This window comes from Amycolatopsis sp. H20-H5, assembly GCF_035828755.1.
Lineage (GTDB): Bacteria > Actinomycetota > Actinomycetes > Mycobacteriales > Pseudonocardiaceae > Amycolatopsis.
Genome location: NZ_JAYMZS010000075.1, coordinates 17,784 through 38,829, shown reverse-complemented (window position 1 = coordinate 38,829; position 21,046 = coordinate 17,784). Strand labels below are relative to the sequence as shown.

The 21,046-nt window shown below is 65.2% G+C and carries 17 protein-coding genes; 9 read left to right on the top strand and 8 right to left on the bottom strand.

Features of this window, described 5'->3' with window-relative positions:
* Positions 1 to 128: 128 nt before the first annotated feature.
* Positions 129 to 1,019 (top strand): hypothetical protein, encoded by an 891-nt coding sequence (locus QMK34_RS31760; RefSeq protein ID WP_326418320.1) that lies wholly within the window; start codon positions 129 to 131, stop codon positions 1,017 to 1,019.
* Between the two features lie 147 nt (positions 1,020 to 1,166).
* Here the strand turns inward: QMK34_RS31760 and QMK34_RS31755 are convergent, their stop codons facing one another.
* Both QMK34_RS31755 and QMK34_RS31750 read right to left on the bottom strand, forming a co-directional pair.
* Positions 1,167 to 2,315: a DNA cytosine methyltransferase gene (locus tag QMK34_RS31755; RefSeq protein WP_326418319.1), complete on the bottom strand. Its 1,149-nt coding sequence runs from the start codon at positions 2,313 to 2,315 to the stop codon at positions 1,167 to 1,169.
* A gap of 31 nt (positions 2,316 to 2,346) precedes the next feature.
* On the bottom strand, positions 2,347 to 2,766 hold the full coding sequence (locus QMK34_RS31750; protein WP_326418327.1) for a very short patch repair endonuclease: 420 nt from the start codon (positions 2,764 to 2,766) through the stop codon (positions 2,347 to 2,349).
* Positions 2,767 to 3,366: 600 nt separating this feature from the next.
* On the opposite strand from QMK34_RS31750, the gene QMK34_RS31745 reads away from it, so the two are divergent.
* Positions 3,367 to 3,702, top strand: a complete 336-nt coding sequence (locus QMK34_RS31745; protein WP_326418318.1) for a hypothetical protein — start codon at positions 3,367 to 3,369, stop codon at positions 3,700 to 3,702.
* Positions 3,703 to 4,297: 595 nt separating this feature from the next.
* On the opposite strand, the gene QMK34_RS31740 is transcribed toward QMK34_RS31745, so the two are convergent.
* From QMK34_RS31740 to QMK34_RS31730, 4 genes are all read right to left on the bottom strand, one after another.
* Positions 4,298 to 4,792 (bottom strand): tyrosine-type recombinase/integrase, encoded by a 495-nt coding sequence (locus QMK34_RS31740; RefSeq protein ID WP_326418317.1) that lies wholly within the window; start codon positions 4,790 to 4,792, stop codon positions 4,298 to 4,300.
* Positions 4,789 to 5,172, bottom strand: a complete 384-nt coding sequence (locus QMK34_RS31735) for a hypothetical protein (protein ID WP_326418316.1) — start codon at positions 5,170 to 5,172, stop codon at positions 4,789 to 4,791. The genes QMK34_RS31740 and QMK34_RS31735 overlap by 4 nt, the downstream gene beginning before the upstream one ends.
* On the bottom strand, positions 5,157 to 5,576 hold the full coding sequence (locus tag QMK34_RS47980) for an Arm DNA-binding domain-containing protein (protein ID WP_442785255.1): 420 nt from the start codon (positions 5,574 to 5,576) through the stop codon (positions 5,157 to 5,159). Before QMK34_RS47980 ends, QMK34_RS31735 begins: the two co-directional genes overlap by 16 nt.
* 71 nt (positions 5,577 to 5,647) lie before the next feature.
* Positions 5,648 to 5,998, bottom strand: coding sequence for a hypothetical protein (locus QMK34_RS31730; RefSeq protein WP_326418315.1), 351 nt, complete (start codon positions 5,996 to 5,998; stop codon positions 5,648 to 5,650).
* Positions 5,999 to 6,093: 95 nt separating this feature from the next.
* On the opposite strand from QMK34_RS31730, the gene QMK34_RS31725 reads away from it, so the two are divergent.
* Positions 6,094 to 6,846, top strand: coding sequence for a DUF5131 family protein (locus tag QMK34_RS31725; protein WP_326418314.1), 753 nt, complete (start codon positions 6,094 to 6,096; stop codon positions 6,844 to 6,846).
* A 31-nt stretch (positions 6,847 to 6,877) separates the two neighbouring features.
* On the opposite strand, the gene tcmP is transcribed toward QMK34_RS31725, so the two are convergent.
* Positions 6,878 to 8,104: a three-Cys-motif partner protein TcmP gene (tcmP, locus tag QMK34_RS31720; protein WP_326418313.1), complete on the bottom strand. Its 1,227-nt coding sequence runs from the start codon at positions 8,102 to 8,104 to the stop codon at positions 6,878 to 6,880.
* Positions 8,105 to 8,461: 357 nt separating this feature from the next.
* Between tcmP and QMK34_RS31715 the strand changes: the two genes are divergently transcribed.
* The 5 genes from QMK34_RS31715 to QMK34_RS31695 are packed head-to-tail and all read left to right on the top strand — an operon-like array spanning position 8,462 to position 15,798.
* Positions 8,462 to 9,970: a DUF3375 domain-containing protein gene (locus tag QMK34_RS31715; RefSeq protein ID WP_326418312.1), complete on the top strand. Its 1,509-nt coding sequence runs from the start codon at positions 8,462 to 8,464 to the stop codon at positions 9,968 to 9,970.
* Positions 9,967 to 10,713, top strand: a complete 747-nt coding sequence (locus QMK34_RS31710) for a DUF4194 domain-containing protein (RefSeq protein ID WP_326418311.1) — start codon at positions 9,967 to 9,969, stop codon at positions 10,711 to 10,713. Before QMK34_RS31715 ends, QMK34_RS31710 begins: the two co-directional genes overlap by 4 nt.
* A gap of 3 nt (positions 10,714 to 10,716) precedes the next feature.
* Entirely contained in the window at positions 10,717 to 14,115 is a 3,399-nt protein-coding gene (locus QMK34_RS31705) for an ATP-binding protein (protein ID WP_326418310.1), read from the top strand.
* Positions 14,112 to 15,263, top strand: coding sequence for a Wadjet anti-phage system protein JetD domain-containing protein (locus tag QMK34_RS31700; protein ID WP_326418309.1), 1,152 nt, complete (start codon positions 14,112 to 14,114; stop codon positions 15,261 to 15,263). Before QMK34_RS31705 ends, QMK34_RS31700 begins: the two co-directional genes overlap by 4 nt.
* Positions 15,264 to 15,288: 25 nt before the next feature.
* Positions 15,289 to 15,798 (top strand): hypothetical protein, encoded by a 510-nt coding sequence (locus tag QMK34_RS31695; RefSeq protein ID WP_326418308.1) that lies wholly within the window; start codon positions 15,289 to 15,291, stop codon positions 15,796 to 15,798.
* 149 nt (positions 15,799 to 15,947) lie between these two features.
* On the opposite strand, the gene QMK34_RS31690 is transcribed toward QMK34_RS31695, so the two are convergent.
* A complete protein-coding gene (locus QMK34_RS31690) occupies positions 15,948 to 16,334 on the bottom strand; it encodes a hypothetical protein (protein WP_326418307.1) in 387 nt (128 codons plus the stop codon).
* A 198-nt stretch (positions 16,335 to 16,532) separates the two neighbouring features.
* Between QMK34_RS31690 and QMK34_RS31685 the strand changes: the two genes are divergently transcribed.
* A complete protein-coding gene (locus QMK34_RS31685) occupies positions 16,533 to 21,005 on the top strand; it encodes a hypothetical protein (protein ID WP_326418306.1) in 4,473 nt (1,490 codons plus the stop codon).
* Positions 21,006 to 21,046: the final 41 nt, after the last annotated feature.

Sequence of the window (21,046 nt, the reverse complement as noted above, 5' to 3'; positions counted from 1 at the left end):
TGTCACGCGGTGACATGGCCAAACAATATCGATCACCGGCAGCTGTCATCAGCCCCTCTGGGACACCCATAGCTTCCCGTCACCCATTGGTGTGAGAAATTGTCAGATGTTATCGATACCCTGCCCGCATGAGTCACGAACAGCACCCCGAGCCAGGCGAGCGATCGGACCGGACGATGGTCACCACGGCGGACGAGGTGGTGTCGACCTTCAAAGTCACGCCGGCCGCGAGGAGAAAGTACGACCGCTGGTGTGTTGACGAGTCGCGCGCCCGAGTCGTCGAGTTGGTCGGCAATCACGCAACCGTAGAGTTGTACCGACTGACCCTCGACGACGTCCGCCAAGTGTGCAATAAAACCTCCCACGCGCTCGTCAACGTGTCCAGGGAAAACGCCGAGCGGGTCCCGGCAGCCCGTGATTGGTACCCCCGATTCGCGTTCACACACCTCATGCACTATTACCTCGAGCAGCGGAAAGAGCTGCCGACCTGGCAAAAGATCAGCGAATTCTTCTTTCACTCCGACGAAGGAATGGACCTGATCGGCGGGGACACCCGTAGGCTCGTCGCCCAGGCCGCGCGAGACGGCGTTTCTGAACGGCTCGTCGACGACGCGTTGCAATGGCGGTTCGGCAACGCCTACTACAGCTTCCTGCGTGAGGTGTTCACGGTCGTGACGCTGCGCTCGCGAGGGTTCGACGTGCGCGTGCATCCGCTGGCCGATGCCTTGTTCCGTGTAGACGGGTGGATGGGCGACACGGTCATCAGTCTGTGGGTCGCCAACGAGGATTTCAGGCAGGACAAAGGTCTCGAGCCAACAGGCCGCAAGGAGCGCGCCTGCGATCTCCTAGCCGAGGCGCAGCCGCCGTTCAGCTACCTCAACATCGAACTGGACAAAGCAGCCAAATGGGGACGAGTGCATCTACCCTCCGCTGGCAAACTCACCCGCGCAGCCGCGACCCTCGCCAACCCTCGCAACCAAGCCGCACCGACAACCGCGGGCAACGACCACCTCACCTGAGCGGAACCGGGAGCGGGGCGCCTTCCGCAGTGTCTCGCTCCGCCCCTCCGCAACCGCCGGACCGGCACCGTGGCATGGAGCCCCAGCGTCAATACACGACGAGTCGACCGGCCGACCAGGGCGTCTCATACGACGTGGCGGCGAATCTCATCCAGCCGGTCGGCAGAGCCGGCACGGGACCGCCTTCGGCGTGGTGTGGCGCGCCGTTCCTCGCAGGTAGGGCTTGAGGTGGCGGGCGATGGCTTCGGCGAGCATCGGTGGCACGGCGTTGCCGATCTGCTTGGCGATCTGCAGCTTCGTGCCGCACCACTGGAAATCGTCGGGGAAGCTCTGCAGCCGTGCTGCTTCCCAGTGGGTGATGGGCCGGTCGACGCTGTGACCGTTGTCGTCCCGCTCCCACTGTGGATGCAGGTACTGCCCCTTCTCCGGCTTGAAGAACTCAGTACGGACCGTCAGCGACGGCATGTCCCACCGCATGCGTCCCATGACGTCGGTGGTGCCGGTCTTTTTCTCCCGCCAGCACCGCGACAACAGGTGGTCAGGCAGGTTGAAACGACCACCTCCGGGCGGGATGTGCCGGTAGCGCTCCAGCGACATCGCCGTCGGGTTGCGGCCGATGTGAAGGTCGGAGCTCTTGAAGATACCGGGGACGTCTACGCCGAAGAACTCCTCCAGCGACGCCGGCAACTCGGTGGTGACAGGTGTCTCCGGCAGCCCACTCAGGACGTCCCGAGTCGTATGCCACTCGGGTAGGTCGTCAAGCGTTCCGGTGCGGGCGTGGGTCGGCACCGGAAGCGGGATCTTCCCGATTCGCGACGCGATCACGATGGTCCGCTTCCGCCTCTGCGGGACACCGAAGTCGGCTGCCAGTAGGAAACCCGACGACAGCTCGTAGGACTCCAGCAGACCACCAGGTGTGGCTTCGGCCTGCAGCAGCGCGAACTCGCTGGAGGAGAAGAACCGGTCGACGTTCTCGATGACGAAGACCTTCGGCTTCGCGTGCCGGACGAAGCGGATGTACTCCTTCCACAGCTTGTTCCGCGGATCGAGGACGTTGCGCGAGCCGAGGTTGGAGAAGCCCTGGCACGGCGGCCCGCCGATGATCAGGTCGACCTCCGGGATCTCCTCGTCCGGGATCGTGGCAATGTCCGCGTAACGGGTATGCGACTCTCCGAAGTTGGCGGCGTAGGTCGCCGCGGCACGCAGGTCGAACTCGACCGACATCACCGGCTTGAACCCTTTCGCGGCCATGAAACCCGAGGTCATACCGCCACACCCGGCGAACAAGTCGATCATCGTAAACGGTTTCGTACCCACGCCACGCAGGTTAGTCGACCCCACCGACAGTTCTGTGTATCGACCCATCATGTGGCCGCCTGCGGGTCGCGAGCAAGACCGCGATCCTACTCGCCGCATCGGCCGGGTCCTCGTGCTCCCAGGCCCGCGCAGACACCCAGCCCGCGGCATCAAGGCGGCGATCCGTGTCGATGTCACGGGCACGGTTCTTCTCGATCTTCGTCCGCCAGAACTCGCCGTTGCGTTTCGGCCAGGTAGCGTGCTCGGGGCAACCGTGCCAGAAACACCCGTCGATGAAGACTGCGACCCGAGACGGACCGAACACGAGGTCAGCCTCACGACGCATGCTGGGCAACGGACAGCGATGGATCCGGTAGCGCAGCCCACGACCGTGGAGCTCGCGACGAAGAGCCAACTCGATCCCCGTATTACGACTGCGCTGCCTACTCATACGAACCCGCGTGGCGTCCGTCGTCGCCAAGTTCTCCACCGAAACACGCCCCTTTCCGTCGCAAGTATACCGGGCGGCGTCCGGCGGCGACGTTCTCCACGACAACCCTGTCGACTGCACTAACAAGTGAATCATCCACGGTCACCTGCTCATGGGTGATCTCCCGACGGTGTAGTGGAGGTTGTTGTTCGTGGAGAACATGGAGCTGGGTGCCGAGCGTGACGTGGCCGGACTGCGACTGCCGGTTAGTTGGCCGTGTTGTGGCGACCGACGAGGCGGGGTTGCCGCACACCGTCGTGGACGCCGTAGGCGGGCAGGTCGAGCTGATATCGGAGTTCGTGCGGGAGACGTCGGCTGAGACATGCCCGACTCGTAATGCCGCTCGTACGCCTTCGACCTGCTCCGCTTGTGTCGACCTGTCGGCCATCGGCGCGCTCTGGGACCGGGCACGTCGGTGAGACGTGCGAGACCTGGTGTTGTGGTTTTGGCAAGCGCCCAACCCGCAGCGCGTCCGTACCCGACCGGCCGCGCTGTCTGCGGGGTCGGTGAACCCTCGGACCGGCAAGCCGTACCTGGCCATGCGGTACGCACCTGCACGCGGTGAAGACCCAGTTCCGTGTAGTCGTCGAACGCGACGCGCGCACCATGAACGGCCTCGCCGACATACTGAAGCTGCCCGACTCCGCCTCGATCGACGCCATCTACCTGGGCGTGCAGGCGATGACCAGCCGCCCGCACGTGGTCGACCTGACCGGGCTCAGTGACAAGGAAATCGCGAACCACCTCGTCCGCGACGACCTCGTCGGGATGCGCAACTACGCCTTCGACGTGGTCGAATCCGCGATGATCACCTTCATCGAAGGCTGGGGCGACACCCGCTTCTCCGAGGGCTACGGGCTGATCTACCGCACATCGCGCACCAAGTGCACGCAATAGACTCGATGAACTACGTGGCCTGCTGGGTCCGCAAGGACCTCGTCGCCGACGAAGCCAAGCTCACCCAGCAGCAGGCCTACGCCAAGCAGCGGTCGTCGCGATGAACCTTACCGCCCCCCGCCGCACCTGCGGCGGCAACCTCCGCCCCGACCAAACCTCACAAGCAAGACTCAACCGCTGACAGCAGGAAACCAGTCCCTCACTATCCACATAGGACGCGGGGTGCACTGTCTCCGGGCTCCGCCCGGGCTCCTGTGCCGACGCATTGCCCGACCCTGCACGACACTTGACGACACTCAAGTCCGGCGTAAACTCGTTGTGACGTGGCATAAACGAGCACCTTTTAATCCCTGGGTCCAGGGTTCGAGCCCCTGGCGGCCCACCACGCGACACCCCTGCTGACCAGCGGGGGTGTCTTGCTTTGTTCATCTTGCGTGTTCCTGGACGGTCTTGCCTGGGCTCGCGACGGGCTCACCGAGTGCCCCGACCTGCGATGACGACTCAAGAGTCGATTTCGTGCGTTTCCAGGTACGGTCGAACCCCGTCGGTTTTCACCCTCTCCTGATCAGCGGCTAAAGGAACTGCGTCACGCGATTCACGCGGCCAGCGAACTCGAGGTCTTGCGTCTGCCCGCGGTGACCGGCGGCCGGGTCTGTGGCCTGCGACGGCGCCTGTGAGCGCGCAGGCGTGTCCCGGTGGATCGGGCCGCCTCGAGCACAAGCCTCGCGGTCGCCTCAGCCGACTGACGAGCCAGACAGGGCAGGATGCTCGTGTAGGTGTCCGCAGTGAGCACGATGCTGGCGTGCCCGAGCATCGCCTGCATCGTCTTCAGATCATTCCCAGCCGCCAACGAGAGACTCGCCGCGCCATGACGCAAATCGTGCAACCGAATCGGCGGCAACCCTGCCTCGTCGTTGAGCTTGCGGAACAGATGCGTCACCGAATCCGGCCGGATCGGCTCACCCCAGCCACCTTGGAACAAGAACCCGACCGGCTCCCCGAACAGCGGGTTACGGCAGGTGTCGCGGTAGCGGCGCAACACGTTCATCGTGACGTGATCCAGGGCGAGAACCCGGGTTGCTGGCCTCACTCTTCGGCCTGCCCAACACCACCCAGCCCCACCACCTCGCCCCGCCGCAGCCCAAGCAAGGCGACCAGGTGAAACAGCACATAGTGCGGATGCTCACGGATCTCACCAAGGAACGCGGCCGTGTGCTCCACCGTCCACACCCCAACTCGCGGGCGCTCGCCCGTCGCCTTCCACTGAGCGACGCGCGGCGGTGTCCACACCATCGCGTGCGGCCGACGACCCGCAGGCAACTCGACATAGCGAGCCGGGTTACGATCGATCAGCCCACGCCGGACCGCCGCATTAAACGCGGCACGCAACGTGGCGTGGATGCGCTGCAACGTCCCTGCCGTCAGCGTCCGCCCCGCCACCCCGTGCGTGCGGATCAGCGAGGTGAACATCGCCTGCACCCGAGCGTCGGTGAGCTCCCGCAGGAGCGTCCGCCCAAGTAGGGGATGAGGTAGTTGCGGACGTGGTGACGGTAGGTCTGCATCGTCGACTCACGTGGACCCAACCGGGTGTCCAACCACAGCTGCAGCCACTGCGCCGTACTGACCAACGCCCGCGACGGATCACCGACGGTCGGATCACGCAGATAGTCACACGCCTGCTTGGCGGCGTCGCGCGAAGAGAACCCACCACGGCGAAGCTGCCTGCGCCGCCCATTGCGCCCCAACGGTAGCTCGACGCGGAAGTACCAACTGCCGTGCCCTCGCTCCTGGAGTCTCGAGCAGCTGGAGTTCAACGGCCTACCGACGTCGTCCAGGCAACTGCACCGCTTAAACAGTCCATGTGACGTATCCATGGCAGGCGCCCTTCTCCGCAAGAACAGTTCGCTGCGTCATCCAGTCCCCTGATGATCTACCTAACCGCAGGTCAGAGGCCAGAGTTGGTTGATCGAGCTTGGTGCGGGCTGTCCGAAGTGCGCTCGGCCAAGGTCTGCAAGTGCAGTTCCCGCGCCCAAGCCCAGGCAGCGCTGGCATTACGGATGTAGAACTTGCGTCGGGAGTCACCGCGGGGCAGCGGGGTGAGCAGACCTGCACCGATCAACGATCGCATTGGGCCTTGCAGATTGCTGATGGCGACGTCCAACTCTTTGGCCAGATCGGTCAAACAGATGATGCCGTCGTCGGACGCCGCTACCGCCAGCATGAGCTCCAACCGGTAGCGCTGACCGAACGCAACTTGCGACTTCATTCTTAGGTGCTCTAAGTCCGACGACGCCACGCGCCCATCATACGAGAATCTCATTACGAGTATCGAGTAAAGTCCTCGACGTCCGGCTATGTCACCGTGGCTGGCGAGCAGGCAAGGAGCGTGCGATGAGCAGCCAGTCGACGATCGAGTGGACCGAAGTCACCTGGAACCCCACAACGGGGTGCGACAAGGTCTCCGCCGGATGTGACAACTGCTACGCCCTGGCTCTGTCGAAACGACTCAAGGCGATGGGTGCTGAGAAGTACCAGAATGACGGTGATCCACGCACGTCCGGACCGGGTTTCGGCGTCACCCTGCATCCGGACACGTTGACTCAGCCTTACCGGTGGCACCTACCCAGGGTGGTGTTCGTTAACTCGATGAGCGACCTGTTTCATGCCAAAGTCCCTTTGGACTTCGTCCGTCAGATCTTCGAGGTCATCGCTGCGACTCCCCAGCACACCTACCAGGTGCTGACCAAACGATCGACACGTCTGCGGAAGCTGGCTGGCCAGCTGGACTGGCCGAGCAACCTCTGGATGGGCGTCAGTGTCGAGAGTGCTGACCAGTTGTGCCGGGTTGACAACCTACGGCAGGTACCCGCCGCAGTCCGTTTCCTGTCTTGTGAGCCACTGCTGGGCCCGTTGCCAGGCCTGTCGCTCGATGGAATCGGCTGGGTTATCACTGGTGGCGAGTCAGGCCCGCACGCGCGGCCGGTCGACCCGGCGTGGGTGCGCGATATCCGCGATGCCTGTCAACAGTCAGACGTGGCGTTCTTCCACAAGCAATGGGGTGGGCGGACGCCGAAGTCGGGCGGGCGAGTGCTGGATGGCGAGATCTGGGACGAGATGCCAAAATTGGCTGCGCACAACTCCTGACTCACGACGGTTGGACGGTCACTTGTCGGGTTCAGGTCCTGCGGATGACCTGCTTTTCAAGCTTCCCGCTTTCCCTTGGCTGCACAAGGTTCTCCTCCGCCAGGTGATCCCAGGCCGCACGCAGGTGCATGCCTCGAGCCAGCCCCAGAGTTCCGCCGAAGATGCCAGCGGTGTGGTCGCGAACATCAACCGCGTCTCGCTCAGCGACAAGTCCGCGTATGTTGGCGATGATGTCAATGATCCAGCCTCGTTCGGCCTCTTTCTCAGCGCGCATGTTGTCGGCGATGAGCATCTCCGGCACGAGCGTGCCACCGAACAGATCGGGTTCGACGCTAGCTTGTTGCTCGTGGAGGTTCAGTTCGTGATGGAAGTACCGCCACTCCTTATTAGCACCAGACACAGCTTCGTTGAAGGCATACGGCGCGTCGCGGTGCCGATAGAAGAGAATCATCATGAACAGCGGCGCGTGGTGAGGTTGCCGCCTGATCGGCACAAGGAACGTCTGGTAACCCGTGTCGACTGTGACTCTTCCGCAAAACTCCCGCACTACCTCCTCAGCTGCCCATGCCGCGGCCCGCTGCGGATCAGCGGCAGCACTGCGCGCAGCTCGAAATTTCTGGCGCCACCAGTCGTCGCCGAGGAACTCGTCGATTCGCCGAAGTGACGCCTCTCGCCCAGTGTCAGGAGCATCCGTGACGTCGCCGGTAAGCAACCCGCCGATCCGGCGAACCGCTTCGAGGTTAAAATTCAACAATACCTCGGTGGGAAACGGCGTCGGCCGTGCAAGCAGCCGACCGGCCAGGTCCGCATACGGAAGGCCTGTGCCAAAGGGATCCAGGAAAGCAAACAACGGCGAATCGCCAGCGGTAGTCAAGGCATGTTCAAGATGTTCGGACACGTCGCCCTGCAACACCTCATACGTCATGCTTTCGGGTGCCTCCGCAGCCAAGGTCTCCCGCAGATTGGCCGCGTAGACCGGATCGCGCTCGACGAAGATGCACTGTAATTGCCGCCGCCAGCCTTCCACTCTTTCAGCGGTACGCATGGCCAACAACGGCGATCCTTCTACCCCCTCAGCGCTTCCCTCTTCCGGTGCGTACCGGCCGGGCCCGGCGAATCCATCCAGATACACGACACGGCCACCCTTTGAGGTGAAACCGGTCTTGGATGCAAACACGATGGAATACCGCCTCAAGATGCCGTGCTTGAGCACGGCCGCGGCCTGTCTGCGCTGGAAGAACTTGTCGTGTGACGTCATCGCACCCTCCAGTGATCACCTGTACCACGAGACGACGGCGAAATCACTACCCGTCGTTCCCGAGTCGCCAAACAGATCAACCCAGGTAACGACTGACCACCCATTTGGCGGTGCCGTCGCAACTACCTGCCTAGTGAACCTGCAACGAACTCGCTATTTTTTAGGTTTCCAACCGACCAGGATTAAGCTTCGAAGCAGGTCGCCAATAACTTCACCAAGGTCATGACAGCCATCGTCAACAACGTGGCGGTTGCCTCGGCAGATCCGGCTCGCGTGATCGGCACATGTGACGAACCGGCTGAACCAAGCGATGTCCGTGGGTACACCCCGGACCCTGATCCCCAGGATGGGAGGACCGTGAGCAACGTAGCCGGAGAACTCGCTCGCGTTCGTGGCGCTTACGAGCAGCCCACGTTGACGTTGTTGCACCAGCGGCTGGCACCGGTCATCCTCGCGGTCTTCCGCAGCTCATTCGGCCGTGACGTAGTGAGCATTTCGGCACCGCGACTGCACGACCAGGTCGACACCTACCTCGACGAGCTGCGTTTGGCAGGCGAAGTGGAGCTGCCGACCGGGTCGGGTCGTGAGCTGTGCTTGAAGTGGATGCGCGGCCGCTGGCTAGTACGCAGCACCGACGACGACGGTAACGAGGTCTACTCCCTGACCTCGCACGCCCAAGACGCCCTTGCCCTGGTCACCGGCCTCACGCGGGAGCGCGCAAGCCTCTCCGAACATCGCATCGCCACCATCGTCAGCGCCGTCCGCCGGTTCAACACCGAGGTCAACCCCGACCGTGCCGTCCGCGTCGGCATCCTCAACAGCGAGATCGAGCGCTTGACGATTGAACGTGACCGCCTCAGTGACGGCGGAGAGCTGTCTCAGGTGACACCTGACTACATGCTCGAGGGGTTCGGCGAACTCATCCAGCTCATCGCGGCACTTCCGAGCGACTTCGCCCGGGTGGAGGAGGCGTTTTCCGGGCTCCGCAGTGGCATCCTGGCGTCTTTCCGCGCTGAGCAGCGAGCCGCAGGCGAGGTGATCGACGACTATCTCGCCCGTGCCGACTCACTGATGACAGCGACCGCAGAAGGCCGCGCGTTCGAGGGCGCGTTCACACTGCTCAGCGACGATGAGTTGCTGCTGCAGTTGCGGGAGGACCTCGCCGCTCTGCTGGCGCATCCACTGGCCGAGGAGATCCTGCTCGACGTCGATCGCCGCGAGCTGCGAGGCACTGTAGGGCTGATCCGCAGCGGTACGGAGCGGGTGCTGGCGCGACGCAGCAGAGTCACCGCGACTCTGCGCGAGTACATCGTGAGCCACGACATCACCCGCGACCGCGAGCTCGACGTTGTCCTGCGTGGGCTCGATGGGGAATTGGCCACCTGGATGAAGACCGCAGGTGCTCGCGCCGCGGTGCCTCTCGAGCTGCTCCCGCCTCGCATCGACATCACTCACCTGCGAGAACGTTTCCACAACACCGAAGCCGATTCCGGCCCGCCGCCGTTGAACGACGTCAGCGAGCACCAGCCCATTGCGGTGTCGCTGGCCAGCCTGCTCGCCGAGGGCGGTCCATCTCTGGACTCACTACGGCGTGCCTTGGACCAGGCACTGGTCGGCCCTGAACCGCTGAGTTCGCTGGGCGCGTTGTTCGACGGCCTCGAGCCGGCCCTGCGCCGCCCGGTGGAGATCTTCGGTCTCCTGCACCTGGCGACCAATGTGCCGGGGCTGGACCGGCACGATGACACCGAGCTCTACCGCGCCATCCGCACCGGCGGATCCACCCGGGGACTGACCGTGCCGCGCATGGCACCACCACACACCCCGGATGCCCCAGCTTCGACCAACCCTGGTGAGGAGAAACGATGACTGGAATCGAGTCACTCGACGGCGCTCCAGTCGTCATTGTCTCCGACGATCGACTCATGGAGTGGGAGCCGTCAGAAACGACCGATGATCCAGAACGAGAGGTCACCTCGTCGATCGCCCTGTTCGAAGGTGACGACGGCGGCCTGGAACTCGACCAGCGCCGGGCACTGGTCGCCTTGCTCAAGCTGCGGTTCATCAGTGGGCGGACACATCCGAAGGAGTGGCGCGCGCTCATCCGCAACCCCCGGCTCGTCCGCGCCCGCCTCAACGACCTGTTCCTTCAGCTGCACTTGGACACCGAACGGGAGGTGGCATACAAGCGGCAGGTCACGCCCGAAGGCGGCGGCAAACCGTTCCCTACGCTCCTGCATGACGTGCCATGGGGGCGCGAGGACACGATCCTGCTCGTCTTTTTGCGAAGCCGGTTCCGCAGTGAGCAAGCCGCCGGCGTCGGCAGGGTGTTCGTCGACCGCGACGACATGCTCGAGTTTGTCGAACAGCATCGCCCCGGGCACGCCACCGACGAGGCAGGCGATACCAAGCGCGCGCTCAAAGCGGTCGAGTCGCTGTATAAGGCCGGCCTGCTCCTCGGTCCCAGCACCACTGAACGTTTCGAGGTCAGCAGCGCGATCGAAGTGCTGCTGCCGATGGAGAAGCTGGCCGAACTGCTGACCTGGCTACGCCGCCAGAACGCCACCGACGAAAACATCGACGCCTCCGGTGCCGACGAGAACGCGAGCTGATCGATGACCACCACCGATGACGTCCTCTTCCACGTCAACGGCGCCACCGAGGGGACACTGCAGTGGAAGGCCGAGACGTTTCAGCTAGTGAACTGGGGCGGGTTCGAGGGCCGGGTGCGGTTCGACTTCCATCCCGGCTCAACGCTGATCTCCGGGGCGTCGGGAACCGGCAAGAGCACGCTGCTGGACGCCTATATCGCGCTGATGATGCCGTCGGACACGTCGTTCAACGGGGCGTCCAACGACGCAGTCGGCGGCCGGGCCCGCAGCGCAGAGCAGCGCAACCTGCTCAGCTACCTGCGAGGGCAGACCGACACCACCGCCGACGCCGACGGCAAGGAGAAGCCAAAGGTGCTCCGCGGTGACAAAACTGCCACGTGGGGCGCGGTCGGCATGACCTTCGTCGACGATCACGGACGCCGTTTCACCGCCTTTCGCGCGTACTACGTGCCCGCCCGTGCCCGGCGTAGTGGGGATTTCACGATGCGCATGGCCACCTTCGACGGCGTCCTCGACCTGGCCGACCTGGCCGGACACACCGAGCAGGCCTTCGCCCCGAAGGCACTCAAAGCCGCCTTTCCGGGGCTCAGGACGTGGGACAGCTACGCAGCTTTCGCCAACGTCCTGCACACCCGGCTGGGCATTGGCGCCAACGGAGACGGCGCGAAGGCGCTACGGCTGCTCGTGCGGATCCAGTCAGGCCACCAGATCCGCACCGTCGACGAGCTGTACAAGGAGATGGTCCTGGAGAGGCCGGTCACTTTCGCCGCTGCCGATCGCGCCATCGGCCATTTCGATGACCTCGATGCCGCTTACCGGGCAATGCAGACCGAGCAGGAAAAGGCCGACCTGCTCGCCCCGATCACCGACCTGCACGCCCGCCTGCACACCTCCCGCGCTGAAGTGGAAACGATCGACACCTTCGGGCTTACCCGCGACGGGGACACCCCGATCAGGCTCTGGAGCCTGCGCACCGAGGCTGATCTGCTCACGGACGCCGCAGACGCCAATCGGGATGCGCGCATCACGAACACCGCAGACCTGAAGCTGGCACGTGATGACGAGGGCGGTTTGACCCGCGACCTCGAAGCAACTCAGGAGGAGCACCGCACCAGCGGCGGCGCTGACCTGGAACAACTGGCAACCACGATCGAGACCGAGCAGCACCTCCGTGACCAGCGGCTGGGTCACCGCGCCGACCTCGCGGAGCGCACGACGGTCCTGGAAGCACCACTGGACAACCGTGAGGACTTCGACAAGCTCCGCTCCGCCGCCGGTGCGTTTCTCGCGACCTACGACAAAACTGACGCCGAGCTTGGCAAGCAGCGCGACGCGCTGTTCCAGGAGCAGTTCCCGCTACTGGAACGCCGTCGGCAACTGAAGGACGAACGTGCATCCTTCGAAGGCCGGGCCGGACGGGTACCGAAAGATCTCAACGATATGCGTCTGGACGCCGCTGCCGCGGCAGGCATAGAGCCGTCGGAGCTGCCTTTCCTCGCCGAGCTGATCGACGTCGATCCCGCGCAGGCGCGCTGGCGCACCGCGATCGAGACTGTTCTCGGCGGGAGTGCGCGCCTCATGCTCGTACCGCGCGAACGGCTGGACGACTTCTCCCGCAAGATCGATTCGCTGCATCTGCGGGGACGGCTGATGTTCGAAGGCGTCCCGTCCGTTGAGCACCGCGAGGTCACCGGCGATCCGAGCACTGTGGCAGGCAAGCTGCTGTTCAAGGACCATCGGTTCAGCGAGTGGGTGGTCCAGCATGTGACCAGTTCGGCGCGAAACGCGCACTGTGTAGAGACTGCCGACGAGCTGGCCGGTGGCGGCTATCGGGTCACCCTCGCCGGGCAGACCCGCAGAGGTACGAGCGGCAGCCACGGCCGCAACAACAGGACCAATGTCATCGGATTCTCCAGCGATGAGGCGATCTCCGACATCGACCAGCAGCTTGACGAGCTCATAGTTGAGATCAAGCAGCTCGATACACAACGCGCGGGGATCGAAGCGAAGCGGTCAGCGCTTAGCCGGACCAACCGGGCATATGAGGAGGTCCAGCGGGTCAACTGGGACGACATCGACGTCGCGAGCACCGAGCGCCGAATCAGCGAGCTGAAGGCCCGCAGGAACGCAATCCTCACGGCCAACGACCGCCTCCGCGCACTCGAAGATCAGATCAAGGAACTGAACACTCGTCTCGAGACGGCCCGCGGGCACAGGTTCGGCCTCGAAAGACACACGAAGGATCTCAGGGACCGACATGGGGATCTGGTCGATCGGCAAGACAAGGTGAGTACTGAACTCGACCGTATCGAACATGAGCAGAAGGTCATTCTCGACAACGCGCAAAGCATTCGGCTGGACAAGGAGTTCGCCGAAGCCGCCGCTCCTGGCGACCCGGCCAGTCTCGACCAGTTCCTCACCAACTTGGGCCATCTGCGCAAGCGCCTCACCAATGCAGTCGCAGGGGCTCGGACCGACGTGGAACGCATCGAAGCGGAGCTCACGCGAATCTTTCAGTCCTACCAGCGGCATTGGGACGACCCGAACCTAGGCTCCAGTGCGGCGTCGTACCCGGACTACGCCCGGATCCTGGACAACATCATCACCACAGGTCTGCACGAACGGCGTGACGAGTGGCGCCGTCGGCTTGTCCGCTGGAACGGCCAGGACCTGGTGCCGCTGTCAGGCGCGATGGACGCCGCCGTCGAGGACATCGAAGATCGACTGGCGCCGATCAACGACATCCTGGCCGCTCTGCCCTTCGGTGCGGGCCGCGATCGGCTGCGCATCAAGCTGCGCCACCTCACCCCGGATCACGTGACTCAGTTCCGCCGCGAGCTGCGAACGCTGTCGTCAACGGCGACAAAGGAACTCGAGGAGAGCCAGTTGGTACGGCGATTCGCCGAACTGCAGCGCTTTATGGGGCAGCTCCGGTGCCGGGATGACCCGCGCGCCGACGCGGACCTCACTGACCGCGACCGGCTGCTCGATGTGCGCCGACACGTGGAGATCACAGCCGAGCGCTACAGCAGCGACGGTGTGCTGCTCAGCGTGCACTCCGCGCTCGGCGGCAAGAGCGGTGGGGAGAGCCAGGAGCTAGTGGCCTTCATCGTGGGGGCGGCGTTGCGGTTCCGCCTCGGTGACGAGCTGCGAGCCCGCCCGCGGTTCGCACCGGTGTTCCTCGACGAGGGCTTCGTCAAGTCCGACTCCGAGTTCGCAGGCCGTGCCGTACAGGCGTGGAAGGGCCTGGGCTTCCAGCTGATCGTCGGCGCGCCTTTGGACAAGGTGACCGCGCTGGAGCCGCACATGGACGAACTGCTCGCGATCACCAAAGACACCAAAACCGGCTACTCGTTCGTCGCGCACATCAAGGATTCCGTCGACGAACAGGAGTTGAGATGAAGACTCCCGAGCAGGTTGTCGACGACGTCGCCCGACGGCTGAAGAATACGTGGTCCGCCACTCTCGTCGGCGAGCCCGGCGCACCCGCCTGGCCTTGGGCAATGCCCATCGGGCAGCCAAACTCCGCCGAGCTCACCGCACAGTTCCCGGCAATCGCACACTTGGTAGCCACGTGGCGGGATTGGGCAGCCATGCACGGCCTCACGCTGCGGTTCCGCGCCCGCCGTGTCTCCGGCACCGACCAAGAGCTGCCCACTCATCTCACCGTGCCCGATCTCGAAAGCGCGGCCCGGATCTGCGCGGGCGACTGGCCGGCCCGAATCGCCCGGGGCCAGCACCGGGCAGCCCTGCTCGGCCGGCATTACCCACATCTCGCTCAGCCCGCGCGAGTGCTGGTCGCAGCCGATGGACTCTCCGACGTCGACTTCGACCTGCTGCGCCGTGCGGCGGACTGGTTCGCCGTCAACGATGCGGCCGGGATGACACCCCGCCAGGTACCGATCGAAGGCCTGCACGCGAAATGGCTCAACACCCGACAAGCTCTCGTAGCACGACTCGCGGGAGTCGACGACCTGCGGCTGGCGCCCGCTCATCCGCCACGTATCCACTTCACCTATCTCGATCCGGCGCATCGAACCGCAGGCGGTCGACTACATGACTCTGCCACTGCAGGTGACCGCGTGGCGCTGCCGTATCAGCCAGAAGTGGTGATCATCTCCGAGAACAAGGACACCGCCATCTACTTCCCGGAGCTGACCGGCGGCGTGTCGGTGGAAGGTGTCGGGCGCGGCGGGGGAACGGCCGCAGCGTTCGGCTGGATCACCCACGCACCGCGCGTCTTCTATTGGGGCGACATGGACGCCGACGGACTGGAGATCCTCGACGGATTCCGCGGCGCGGGCATACCCGCCGCGTCGATCCTGATGGATCAAGACGCGTATGAGACCTGGGAGCGGTTCGGCACAAGTCTCGACCGGCACGGCAAACCACTGGGGCCACAAAACGCACGGCCGGTTCCTTACCTGTCCGCCGCTGAGCGCAGCTTGTACCACCAGCTCATTTCGCCCGAGTGGACTCGCCATCGCCGCATAGAGCAAGAGCGGATCCCGCTGAGCGTGGCACGCCGACAGGTGCTCCGCGGACTGTAGACGCGATGAGGGCCGCCTACCGCAGATGCCGCAGCAGATCGACCCAGCAAATCATAATGGAGAAGTCGATATGACCGATAAATCCGACGCACGACAATCAGTCAAAGTCACCGGGCCTAATGGTGTGACCTGGACCCGCCACCCCGACGGTACCTCCAGCGGAGCGCAGCTGCTTGAAGCTCTCTCGATCTTCACTCGTATGAATACCGACGTTCCGCTTCTCTGGAACTGGTGGGAGGAGGACCGCTACCAGCGGGAGCACGATCGAGTGTGGGCGGTGTTAACGGAGTGGGACAACGGTGCTTCGCAGCGTGAATCGACCAACGAGGAGCTTGAAGCATTCCAGCGACGCTGGAACGAAGAACACAAAAAGGCTGCCGAGGAAGAGCATCAGCGTCGAGCCGACCTGGTGGCCCGGTCATACAACAAGGAGCGCGCCAGCGCTCGGCTGCAACTCTCATTCCGGTCCAGCGGACATGCCCGTGGAGTCGCCTCGCGTGGCAGGATGCCGGGACGAGAAGAGGAGGGCCTGTGACGGACCCAGCGCGGCCGACGACCAACCTGATCTCCGGGAATGTGGCGGGAGCCTCGGTGCAGGCCGAGACCATCCACGGTGGCGTGCACTTCCACGCGGCCGCGGCGCTGTCGGCCGAGCTCCCCGCCGTCGCGCCGCCCGAGGACTGGTCAGCGCTTCCGGAACTGCCCACGCAGATCGTTTCCCTCTTGCACGCCCAGATCCGGACAGCCGAGGAACTCCCGTATCGGCTGCCGGGCGCACGTCGGCCGTCGCTCGCAACCGTCTACGTCCGTCAGGACGTCACGAGCGCGAGCGAAGCCCAGCCGGCCGAGCAAGCTCGCCCGCTCCCAGTCCTCGACAGCAAGGAACAGCTGATCGATGTCCCGCACCCGCCGGTCGCCCGGCTCTCGGTTCGCCCGCCGGCGAGGAGCATGCGGGACGCACTCGACGGCGAGGACCACATGCTCGTCACCGGCGGCCCCGGCCAGGGCAAGTCCACTCTCTCGCTGCGGCTGGCGGCCGAAACCGCACTTCGCTGGCAGGGCGAGAGCCACACCGCGCCGTTGCGCGAGCCTGTCGTCCCACTCCGGCTGACGGCACGGGAGCTGGCGTCGCGTCTCGATTTGCCGTTCTCCGAGGCGCTGGCCGAGACCGTCCGCGGCGAGTACGGCGCGCTCCTCGCCCAGCCGCTGCGCCCAGAAGACCTGGCGGGCCGGGTCGCCGGGTGCCGTTGGCTGTTGCTCGTCGACGGGTTGGACGAGGTCGCCGACGCGGCGCGGCGGGACAAGCTGGTCGCGGTCCTCGGCACCTGGGCCTCGGATACCTACCGGGTGGTCCTCACCACGCGCCCGATCGAGGGTTCCACGCTGGCCCCGTTCCAGCGGATCGGCGCGGCGCGGTACGAGCTGCTGCCTTTCGACGAAGAGGCATTTCGCCTGTTCGCCGAGAACTGGTTCGCTGGCAACGGCGGTGACGCGAAGCGGTTCATCCGTCAGATCCGCGACGCCCATCTCGACGAGCTGGTCAGGGTGCCGCTGCTGGCCACGATCGCGGCGATCATCTTTGAGAAGCACGCCGACCGGCCGCTGCCCGACAACCAATACGAGCTCTACGAGACCTACCTCGGCCACATGAGGTCCGCGCACGCGCTGCCCCCGAGCCCGTTCGACGAGCATTGCGACCAGCTGCTGGAACACCTGGGCCGCGTCCGGCTCGAAGAGGACACCTCCCTGACTGAGGCGGCGTGCAGCTGGCTGGCCAGTCACCACCCCGAACTGGGCCGCGTGAGCGACTGGCGGGCACAGCTCGTGGGCCATCTGGGTGAAAATGGCCCATTCCAGGTCCGCAACGGCGACCTGAAATTCCTGCACCACAGTTTCGCGGAACACCTAGCGGCGACGGCGAAGGCCAGGAACCTTCCAGCGGAATTCGACGCGACGCACCAGGAGTTCGTGACCCTGCTCCACGCGGCGGAGCCCGAAGAACGTGGCCGTTACGCCCGTCGTGTGCTGTTGCACCACGCGCGGCTATACCCTGCCCAGGCGGACCAGCTGATCCGCTACCTCCACGGCGGACGCCCTCAGCAGCACCTGCTGGCGGCCCGGCTGCTGGCGTGGCACATCCCAGCCGGATCCGGCGTGGTGGACGTGCTGTTGGCGACGGCCCGGGCATGGGCGGCGACGACTCAGCACCCGAGCGGGGAGATTCTGCGTCAGATCAGCCGGGCGGCCCACCATCCGGGCCTGGTGGAGTGGTTGCGCGGCATGATGCACGACACGGCGATGCCCTGGTCGTCGCGCGTGGACGCGGCGGTGGCCCTCGCGACCCGGCTCGACACCGACGCCCGAGCGGAAGCGGTCGCGACTCTCCGCACGGTGGTGAGCGACACGACGATCAAGGCGCAAACCCGCCTGGACGCGGCCGAAGGACTGTCGGAATGCGGCACTGACGAGCGCAGCGCTGCGGTGAGCGGGCTGCGATCGGTGCTCGCTTCCCCGACCGCCACAGCCGCGCAGTACAGCGACGCGGCGGTCGTGCTCGCCGGGCTGGGCGACGAGGTGCAAGCCGAGGCTGTCGAGGCGTTGACGAGGTTGCTTGACGACCCTGTGGCACCCGACATCGACTTGATGATGGCGGCGGCTGGTCTCGTGGAAATTGGCGTGGAGTTCCACGAGCGCTGCGCGACAGTGTTCCGGAAAGTGCTCAAACGGCGCTCGTGGTCCTCGACAGGAGTCGAGAAGGCCGCACTCGGCTTGGCGTCCCTTGGACCCGATCTGATCGCCGAGGCCGCCGCTGCACTCGCACGCTGGGTCGCCGATCGAAGCCTGCATCACTTCGTCCGGTTTCGGGCGGCCAGTGTCCTCTCGCAGCTGGGCTCTCAGCATCGGGTCCGGGCGGGTGAGCTGGTACCGGACCTCGCCGCTGAAGCCGTCGGCAGTGCCTTCGGATCGGCAGATATCGCGTCCGCGCTCGCTCGCTGCGGCCCCGATTTCCATGAGCTGGCCGCGGCTCTCGCCCGGACAGTGCTCAGGAACCCCGTAGCCGATGCGGCCGACCTCCTGTCGGTCGGCCGGACGCTGGTCAACCTCGGGCCGGCCCGCCGCACAGACGCGGCGCACGTGCTTGGCCTTGCTTGCAGCCACCCCCACGCACCGAGCTTTATACGCATAAGCGCGCTCGGCTTGCTGTTCGCCCTCGGCGACCCGCACCGGACAGCCGCCGTGGAGCAGCTCCGGCTGGCGATGTCCGACCCGGAGCTGCCGGCCTCAGCCCAGTACGAGGCCGCTTTCGAGCTGTCGCAGGTGGGGCCGGAGTTCCACACCGCGACCATCACGGAGCTGAGACGCCTGGTGGCCCCGCCCTCCCCGGTGAGGGTCCGGGTGAGGGCTTGGCGCCAACTCGCGAGGCTCTGTCCCGATCTGGAGAACGAGGCCTCCGCCACAGCATTCGCCTTGCTCGGCGAAGCAGGCTGGGAAGCCCCACACCACCAGACTTCCTTCAGCATCGCCGATACCACGAATCCGGACGAGCTGGCGAAGAGCGTCACGGCCGCGCTTCATGATCAAAACCGCAGCAGCAGCCGCCGCGCGGAGTTCGGCACCGACCTTTTGCTCATGGGACGGCGATACCACAGGACGGCCGTCCGAGGTCTGGCCGAGTTGCTCCAGGACGGCGAGGTTCCCGACCACGACATGGTCGTCATCGGACGTTACGCCAGCGAAGCTGGCAGGGAACCGCGCAAGAGGATGGCTGACGTTTTCCGGGAAATCGTCTTTTCCCCGCAGAGTATCCCCAGCCGTGTGTACGCCGCGGCCGAGGCGATGAATGCGATCGACGCCTTGGCCGATCCTGCCGTGCTCGCAAAGCTGAACCTGATCGCGGCTGATGTCTCAACCCAGGCGGCAACACGGTGCGATGCGATGCTTCTCTTGGCGAGGAACAAGTTCGCCGAGCCGGCCGAAGCCACCGCACTGATCTGCCGCCTGCACGCCAAACTGCAGCCGTACATCTGGGAGAGCAAGTTCCGCGAGTGTGTCGTCGCCTGTGGCGGCTTCGAACCTGCGATGCAGGCATTACCGGCTGCCGGTGAGGTTCTGAACGGGTTGCGCCAACGGCTGGCGACCATTATGGCGGAAGCGCATCCAGTCGCGGCCGCCGAGTTAATCGCCGAGCTGCGCTCGCAGGCTACGGACCCGTTCCTGCGCACCGTTCTCCGGAGCAGTGCGACGACCCGGCTGGTGAGAATCGATCCGTGTACTTCAGTGGAGGCGATGGACTTCCTCCGGACGACCATGACCGACGAGAGACGGCCGATCGATGATCGGTGCGACGCCGCTTACGAACTCGGGGCGTTCGGTCAATCGGCTGGCGACGAGGCACGCCGGACACTCCTCCGGTTGGCCGGGATGTCCGGCCTGACTCCGCGAGAGCGTGGTGAGGCCTTGGGACTGCTGTGCAATTTCGGGCCTGAGGATCCGGTGACGCGCAGGTTGCGGCTTGCGCTGGCCCACGAACCAGCGGCCTCGGGCGAGGTCCGGGCCACCGCAGCCCGCGACCTGCCGGACTCAGGTGGGCGAGAAATTGCCCGGACGCTGGTGTTCGACTATTTCGTCTCCCCCCAGGACTGGGTGGAGAACGTGAATCGCTGGCGGGACCGCCCACTGACCACCGAAGCGGAGCGAGTGGTCTTGGACCTGCTTTCCGCGCCAGAGACGACACCCGCAGAGCGCGTGACCGCGGCTAAGGCGTTGAGCGGATTTTCGCCAGGGCACGAACGGGAAGCGATCCGCCGGCTAGAGACGCTGACCGGTGAGCACTCGGTCGGTCGCCGGGCCCGGCTCGAGCTGGCCGCGCTTTCCCCGGCGTGGCATCATCGATGCGTCGCGGACGCCTGCGCCGTGCTCGCCGACAGCGCGCGGGCCGGACGCGACCGGGCCCACGCCGGTCTCACGGTCGCGGAGCTGACCTCCGAGTTGCCAGCGCAGGTCCGGATACATCTGGAAGAGCTCCTGGCCGACCGGCGAATCGCGGGTGGCATCCGACTCCGCGTCCTTTACGCGTTGGGGTGGCTGGACGAAGTCCGGGCGGTACGGGACAACCCCGGCGAATTGCCGATCATCCGGAGGTTCGCGGCCAACCGGTTGTGTAACTACGAACGACAGGACCGAGCTGTCGCCGCCGGTCTCCTGCATGACGTTGCGACCGACCCACGATGTCATCCTCGACTGCGCTGGTGGGCCGCCGACGATCTCGCCGAACTGGGGGCCCGCGGGCACGAACTCGGGTCCGCTGCACTGGAGGCGATCACCGCGGACAAAGGGCTCCCGATCATCGTGCGACGGGACGCCGCGCGGGCGTTGGGACTACGTCGTCCGGACCTTCGCGCCAACCTCCTCGATCTGCTGCGTAATTTCGACGGCACGCGCGACCCGCTCTTGCGCTTGCAGGTGCTGGAAGCAATTCAGGTTTTCGAAGCTGACGAAGGCGCGCTGGGCTTTCTCGCGATGGCGCACGATCGCGACCTGACCCCGTCGGTCCGGTGCCGCAGCGCGTGGGGTGCCACCGAGCATCGCGAGCACCGGGAAGCAGCGGCGATCGTGGCCCGGGAAATCGCGCACGACGACCGTGTCGCCTCCCGCATTCGGTTATCCGCAGCACGACTCCTCGCCGTGGCGAGCGAACTCTGTCGCGGGGAAGCCCGAGAGATCATTAGAAACCTGCGCTGACCTGCACTCAGCACCTGGATCCCAGCCCGGAGTGCCATTAG

Excerpts from the sequence above, each read along its gene's own strand:
- QMK34_RS31750 (WP_326418327.1), bottom strand. The coding sequence starts at position 2,766 with ATGAGTAGGCAGCGCAGTCGTAATACGGGGATCGAGTTGGCTCTTCGT.
- QMK34_RS31700 (WP_326418309.1), top strand. The coding sequence starts at position 14,112 with ATGAAGACTCCCGAGCAGGTTGTCGACGACGTCGCCCGACGGCTGAAG.
- QMK34_RS31710 (WP_326418311.1), top strand. The coding sequence starts at position 9,967 with ATGACTGGAATCGAGTCACTCGACGGCGCTCCAGTCGTCATTGTCTCC.
- tcmP (WP_326418313.1), bottom strand. The coding sequence starts at position 8,104 with ATGACGTCACACGACAAGTTCTTCCAGCGCAGACAGGCCGCGGCCGTG.
- QMK34_RS31760 (WP_326418320.1), top strand. The coding sequence starts at position 129 with ATGAGTCACGAACAGCACCCCGAGCCAGGCGAGCGATCGGACCGGACG.
- QMK34_RS31735 (WP_326418316.1), bottom strand. The coding sequence starts at position 5,172 with ATGTTCACCTCGCTGATCCGCACGCACGGGGTGGCGGGGCGGACGCTG.
- QMK34_RS31705 (WP_326418310.1), top strand. The coding sequence starts at position 10,717 with ATGACCACCACCGATGACGTCCTCTTCCACGTCAACGGCGCCACCGAG.
- QMK34_RS31755 (WP_326418319.1), bottom strand. The coding sequence starts at position 2,315 with ATGATCGACTTGTTCGCCGGGTGTGGCGGTATGACCTCGGGTTTCATG.
- QMK34_RS31725 (WP_326418314.1), top strand. The coding sequence starts at position 6,094 with ATGAGCAGCCAGTCGACGATCGAGTGGACCGAAGTCACCTGGAACCCC.
- QMK34_RS47980 (WP_442785255.1), bottom strand. The coding sequence starts at position 5,576 with ATGGATACGTCACATGGACTGTTTAAGCGGTGCAGTTGCCTGGACGAC.
- QMK34_RS31695 (WP_326418308.1), top strand. The coding sequence starts at position 15,289 with ATGCCGCAGCAGATCGACCCAGCAAATCATAATGGAGAAGTCGATATG.